Origin of the sequence: Nonomuraea lactucae (assembly GCF_003313395.1) — a bacterium.
GTDB lineage: Bacteria > Actinomycetota > Actinomycetes > Streptosporangiales > Streptosporangiaceae > Nonomuraea > Nonomuraea lactucae.
Genome location: NZ_QNFZ01000702.1, coordinates 1 through 3,431, shown reverse-complemented (window position 1 = coordinate 3,431; position 3,431 = coordinate 1). Strand labels below are relative to the sequence as shown.

At 68.7% G+C, this 3,431-nt stretch carries 4 protein-coding genes and 1 pseudogene; 2 read left to right on the top strand and 3 right to left on the bottom strand.

Features of this window, described 5'->3' with window-relative positions; translation table 11 throughout:
- Positions 1-182 precede the first annotated feature (182 nt).
- Positions 183-404 (top strand): hypothetical protein, encoded by a 222-nt coding sequence (locus DQW85_RS25685; protein ID WP_113702530.1) that lies wholly within the window; start codon positions 183-185, stop codon positions 402-404.
- Positions 405-423: 19 nt separating this feature from the next.
- On the opposite strand, the pseudogene DQW85_RS25680 reads toward DQW85_RS25685, so the two are convergent.
- The 3 genes and pseudogenes from DQW85_RS25680 to DQW85_RS44850 all read right to left on the bottom strand — a co-directional run.
- A pseudogene (locus DQW85_RS25680) lies at positions 424-941 on the bottom strand (IS5 family transposase); the annotation flags it as partial.
- Between the two features lie 15 nt (positions 942-956).
- The gene (locus DQW85_RS25675; RefSeq protein WP_113702529.1) at positions 957-2,402 is read right to left on the bottom strand and encodes an aldehyde dehydrogenase; all 1,446 of its coding nucleotides are present in this window, start codon (positions 2,400-2,402) and stop codon (positions 957-959) included.
- Positions 2,402-2,581, bottom strand: coding sequence for a hypothetical protein (locus DQW85_RS44850; RefSeq protein ID WP_162795371.1), 180 nt, complete (start codon positions 2,579-2,581; stop codon positions 2,402-2,404). The genes DQW85_RS25675 and DQW85_RS44850 overlap by 1 nt, the downstream gene beginning before the upstream one ends.
- 461 nt (positions 2,582-3,042) lie before the next feature.
- Between DQW85_RS44850 and DQW85_RS25665 the strand changes: the two genes are divergently transcribed.
- Positions 3,043-3,237, top strand: coding sequence for a hypothetical protein (locus DQW85_RS25665; protein ID WP_113702527.1), 195 nt, complete (start codon positions 3,043-3,045; stop codon positions 3,235-3,237).
- The last annotated feature ends 194 nt before the right edge of the window (positions 3,238-3,431 follow it).

Genomic DNA, 3,431 nt, shown 5'->3' with positions numbered 1-3,431 from the left:
TCACCCACCCCGACGCACCGTCGTCCGCCGGGGTTGGCTGCCGTCTGCATGCTTGCTCTCCGATTTTCGGATTAGGTAGTGTCCGGGCAGGGCGTGCGCCACAAATTCGCTGGATGTCTGTCGTCGCGGTGCTCGCCTCTCGCGATTGTGATGGGTTGCACAGGCGACTCCGAGAAGCCCATTTGGCGCGTATCGCCTGGGTGGAGGCCCACGAGGTGTGCATCGTATGGCCCAGCCCGGGGGAGCGGGGCATGTCCCGCGCGCTCGACGTGGACTCCGGTCAGGAGACCGTGGCGGATCCGCACGAGCGGTTGGCGGCGCTGAAGTCCACTTACCGGCCGGACGACGAGCGGTTGGCGGCAACCCGCGACCATCTGTCGATGCTGCTCGGCCGCCCCGTCTAGGGCATGTATTGAGTCGTGATCAATGTGTGGTTCGGGTGAGGTCCTTGATCCAGATCATTGAGGCGCGTAGGTAGAGGCCGACGAGGTAGAGGTAGCTGTCCGGGGTCTTGTCGTACCGGGTGGCGATGCCTCGCCAGGTTTTCAGCTTGTTGATCAGCCGCTCGACGGTGTTCCGCTCCTTGTCGAGGTCCGCGTCGTGGCTGACGGGCCGGCCGCCTCTGGAGCCCTTCTTCTTCCGGTTGACGGCCTGGTCCTTCTTTTCCGGGATGACCGCCTTGATGCCGCGTTCCCGCGGGTGGGCGCGGTTGCCGCGAGACGAGTAGGCGCGTCCGGCCGGGTGCGAGGGCGGCCGACAGGCCCGCGGACCCGTACCCGGCCCAGCACGGGGACGAACTGTGGGCTGTCCGCGGCCTGGCCCGCGCTCAGGACGAACGCCAGCGGGCGGCACTTCCGGTCGGCGGCCAGGTGGATCTTGCGGGTCTGCCCGCTCCTGGAGCGTCCGATGAGGGCGACCTTCAGCCGGAGTTTCCGCCGGCGCAGGGGCATGCCGTGTCAGCGGTAGATCGACTGGTACTGCAGGTAGCTGTTTAGGCCCTCGGGGCCGAGTTCTCGGCCCAGGCCGCTGGCCTTGACTCCGCCGAAGGGGGCGGCGGGGTCGGGGATGTAGCGGTTGACGCCGATAGTGCCGGTGCGGACCCGGTGGGCGACGGCGGTGCCGCGCTCCGGGTCGGCGGTCCACACGGTGCCGCCCAGGCCAAAGCTCGAGTCGTTGGCGATCCGGACGGCGTGGTCGACGTCGTCGTACGGGATGAGGGACAGGACCGGACCGAAGATCTCTTCCTGGGCGATGATGGCGCTGTTGTCCACGTCGGCGAAGACGGTGGGCTCGACGAACCAGCCCTTGTCCAAACCGTCCGGTCGCCCGCCGCCGGTCGTGAGCAGGGCCCCTTCAGCGCGCCCCTTCGCGATGTACGACTCGACGCGCTCGCGCTGGCGGGCGGTCGCCATCGGGCCGATCTGGGTTCCGGGGTCTCCCGCGTCGCCGACGACGAGGGATGAGGCCAGGGCCGTGAAGGCGTCGACCACCTCGTCGTAGCGACTGCGCGGTGCGAGGACACGGGTGCCGAGGAAGCAAGTCTGGCCGTTGTTGAGCAGGGTCGCCCCGAACAGCCCTTCCCTGATCTTCGCCAGATCCAGTTCCGCGTCGTCCAGCACGATCGCGGCGGACTTGCCGCCGAGCTCCAGCGTGACGGGACGCAGCAGTCGCCCGCAGGTCTCGGCGATGGACCTGCCCGCCTCGGTGGAGCCGGTGAAGGCGACCTTGTCCACCTCCGGGTGGGAGACCAGGTAGGCCCCCACCTCGCGGCCAGCCGGAACGATGTTGATGACCCCGGCCGGGACCTCGGCCTCCTCCACCGCCTCGGCCAGCAGGTAGGCGTCCAGTACGGTCTCCGGCGACGGCTTGATGACGAGGGTGCAGCCGGAAGCCATCGCGGGCGCGATCTTGAACATGGTCAGCGCCTGCGGGAAGTTCCACGGCACGATGGCTGCGACGACCCCGACCGGGACCCTGCGGACCTGGATCGCCCCGCCGAGGAGCCCGGCCCTGGTTTCCTCGAAGACGGCCTCGCGCGCCAGCCCCGCGTAGTAGCGCAGCACAGCGCTCGGATAGCCGCTCTCGAGTTGCCGGGCGACCGCCACCGGCATGCCGTTCTGGGCGCTCACCCGCGCGACGAAACCGTCCGCCCGCCTGTCGAGGGCGTCGGCCAGGCGGTCCATCACCTCCGCACGTCGCTGCGGCTCCCAACTCGCCCAGCCAATGGGCTCGTCGAAGGTCCGACGGGCAGCGGCGACCGCCACGTCGATGTCGGCCTCGGCGCCTTCAGGAACCTGGCCGAGGGGCTGCTCGGTACTGGCGTTGACCGGCGTGATCAGTCGAGCTGTGCTGGGGCGGACCCACGTACCGCCGATGTAGAAGGTGTCGTAACGAAGTTCCATCACAGGGCTTCCTGGGTGTTCCACATGGCTGTGACTTGCAGATCGGGGTAGTGGTTGGCCACCTTCGTGAGGGCGGCATTGACCGAGGGGAGCTCGGTGGCCAGGTCGTCCAGGTGTTCGTCGGCGGCCTTTCCGGTGACGGGGTCAAGAACCCCGCGCATCACATGCGTCTCCGTCATGCCGGAAACGCTAGGAACCAGAAATGCCCACTTCGGATACCAGCTGCTGCTCAGCCGATACCTACTGCTGCTCAGCATCAGCCGCCGGGGTGTTCGGGCTTATCCCTGCCAGTGGACGCAGAGAGTGAAGCGCCCGCAGGTCGCAGGCGAGGAATCAGGGAGTGTCCGGCAGGCTCGGATTACGGCGCGTCCGGCCAACTCGCGGACCACCGCGCCGCCCTGGCCCGCTAGTGCCCGGCCCTCACTTGGTTCGTACTACCTGAGGAGGGCGTGATGCTGCTGTACTCGCCCAACGGCGACGAGATGTCCTGCCGATCGGCGATGACCCCAACGGTGGGCCGGGCGCGGACCTGGCCAAGCTGGACCAGGCCGCCGAGCTGTTCTACCGGCACGGCCACGCTGGCCGCCACGCGCACTTCGTCGGCGGGCAGGTTCAGTACCTGTCAGACCGGACGTGGTTCGTGTGCGTCCGCCAGACCCCGGTCGGGCAGCCGGTGTCGTGGGTGCTGTACGCGGTCGTTGACCGGCCGACCAGCGTGCCGGGCCAGTTCCGGACCGAGCCCATCTCGGCCCTCGAGTTCGCGCAGGCGCTGGCAGCGCAGGGATACACCGCGGCGGTCCACAGGTACGACGACTGGACGATCACTACCACCTAGATGCCGAGTCGGTGCCACTGTGACAAGCGATGCGGCGCGCAAGCCTTGATCGCGTGCTCAACGGCTGTCGAAGCCGGGCGGGCGGATTGTCCCCGCGTGAGGGAAGATTCGTGGGGAGGCCGTGTCCATCCGGCCGGGGCCCGTTCGTGGTGATGGCGTGCGGCGGCCCCGCCGTACACCGACACCGCGAAGGG